This window comes from Microbacterium sp. NPDC059771 (assembly GCF_042732495.1).
GTDB lineage: Bacteria > Actinomycetota > Actinomycetes > Actinomycetales > Microbacteriaceae > Microbacterium > Microbacterium sufflavum.
Genome location: NZ_JBHWHK010000011.1, coordinates 1 through 2,183 on the forward strand (window position 1 = coordinate 1; position 2,183 = coordinate 2,183).

Annotated in this window: 1 protein-coding gene and 1 pseudogene; one reads left to right on the forward strand and one right to left on the reverse strand. The window is 67.8% G+C overall.

What is annotated here, in order from left to right:
- Positions 1–196: 196 nt before the first annotated feature.
- The gene (locus tag ACFV3I_RS18700; protein ID WP_011117090.1) at positions 197–1,444 is read left to right on the forward strand and encodes an IS256 family transposase; all 1,248 of its coding nucleotides are present in this window, start codon (positions 197–199) and stop codon (positions 1,442–1,444) included.
- 49 nt (positions 1,445–1,493) lie between these two features.
- On the opposite strand, the pseudogene ACFV3I_RS18705 reads toward ACFV3I_RS18700, so the two are convergent.
- Positions 1,494–2,183: pseudogene (locus tag ACFV3I_RS18705) on the reverse strand (integrase core domain-containing protein); the annotation flags it as partial.

The window sequence follows — 2,183 nt, forward strand, 5'->3', positions numbered from 1 at the left end:
TCTCTGGGCTGGTCAGTTCCCGCTCGGCCGCGGCCAGCATCATCCAGACGAAGCTGATAAAGTCCGCAGCCGCAGTTGAGTCCCGGATAGTGGTGTAACCCTCCCCGGTGGCCACGACCATCTTCGAGACGGACGCGGTCACCGTGGGAGCCTTCGAGCGAACCTTCCACAGCACTCTCGAAAGGACATCACCACGATGACCGCTCCACACATTGTCGACCCTGAACGCCTGCTGCGCGAAGCTCTCGGGGAGGCCTCCCCAGACCTGTTGCGCCACCTGCTGCAGACCGTGATCAACGCACTGCTCTCCGCCGACGCGGACGCGGTCTGCGGCGCCGAGTACGGCAAGCCCTCCGAACACCGGACAGCGCAGCGCAACGGCTACCGGCACCGACCCCTGGACACCCGCGCCGGCACGATCGATGTGGCCATCCCCAAACTCCGGGCCGGCACGTACTTCCCCGAATGGCTGCTCGAGCGCCGCAAACGGGCCGAGTCCGCACTGATCACCGTGGTCGCGGACTGCTACCTGGCCGGGGTCTCGACCCGGCGCATGGACAAGCTCGTACGGCAGCTGGGCATCGACTCGCTCTCGAAGTCCCAGGTCAGCCGGATGGCACAGGAGTTGGACGAGCACATCGAGGCTTTCCGTCACCGGCCGCTGGGCGAGGCCGGCCCGTTCGTGTTCCTCGCCGCCGACGCCCTGACCATGAAAGTCAGAGAGGGCGGGCGGGTGATCAACGCGGTGGCCATGGTCGCCACCGGGGTCAACGCCGACGGGCGCCGCGAAGTCCTCGGGCTGAGGGTGGCCACCACGGAGACGGGTGCGGCGTGGAACGAGTTCTTCGCGGACCTGGTGGCCCGGGGGCTGGCCGGGGTGGCACTGGTGACCTCGGACTCCCATCGCGGCCTCGTGGAAGCCGTGGCGGCGAACCTGCCCGGGGCCGTGTGGCAACGCTGCCGCACCCATTACGCGGCGAATCTGATGGCCGTGACCCCGAAGAGCATGTGGCCGGCGGTGAAGGCCATGCTGCACAGCGTGTACGACCAGCCCGACGGGCCGGCCGTGCAGGCCCAGTTCGAGCGCCTGTTGGACTACGTGCAGGACAGGTTGCCCGCGGTGGCTGGGCACCTCGATGCAGCACGAGAGGACATCCTCGCGTTCACCTCGTTCCCGAGGGACGTGTGGTCCCAGATCTGGTCGAACAACCCTGCCGAGCGGCTGAACCGGGAGATCCGGCGCCGCACGGACTCGGTGGGGATCTTCCCGAACCGGGATGCCGTGGTGCGTCTGGTCGGGGCTGTGTTGGCCGAGCAGACAGATGAATGGGCCGAAGGCCGCCGGTATCTCGGCCTGGAACTGCTCGCCCGGTGCCGTGAGCCCCTGACCACGGAGCAAGAGACCGTGATGAGCACGGAGGTGATGCCGACCCTGCAGACCTGACAGGTACAAGCCCCCTACAACCTCGAAGACGGTTACACCACTTCCAGGGACTTGACCGAGGCCGATGGTAGTTGTAGTGGTTCACCCACACGGCCAGCGCCTCACGCCGAGCTGGCTCTGAGGTATACGGGCGGGCGTAGAGGACCTCATCGACCATCAGCCGGTTGTACCGTTCGACCTTCCCGTTATGGCGCGGGGTGTAGGGGCGGATCCGGTGGTGCCGGCCCCCGAGCGAGACCACCTTGGCGGTGAAGTCCACGGCCCGGTAGTTGTTGCCGTTGTCCGTGATCACCCGGTCCACGGTGATGCCGTGGGCGGCGAAGAACGCCCGGGCCCGGCAGAAGAACCCGATCGTGGTCACCGCCTTCTCGTCCTCCAACGCCTCGGTGTAGGCCAGGCGGGTGTACCCGTCGATCGCCGAGTGCAGGTAGGTGTAGCCGACCCGCCGGCCAGGCCCGCGTTTGGCTGCTCGCGCGTTCTCGGAGTCCCGGCCGTGAGCACGCCAGCCGCCCCCTTCAGGGATGCGTCCGATCTTCTTCACGTCCAGGTGCACCATGTGCCCCGGGCCGCGGGCGGTGATCTTCTGCGGTCGTTGGCGCAGGTCCTCACCCGTGGGCGCGAGGTCTGGCAACCGGGAGATGCCCAGCCGGTGCAGCCACCTGCCCACCGTTCGGAGGCACACCCGGTGGCCCTCGGAGACGAGGTGGTGATGGATCCGGCGGGCCGACCACTTGCACTC

Bases quoted from the DNA above. Each gene is read 5' to 3' on its own strand.
- ACFV3I_RS18700 (WP_011117090.1), top strand. From the start codon at position 197: ATGACCGCTCCACACATTGTCGACCCTGAACGCCTGCTGCGCGAAGCT.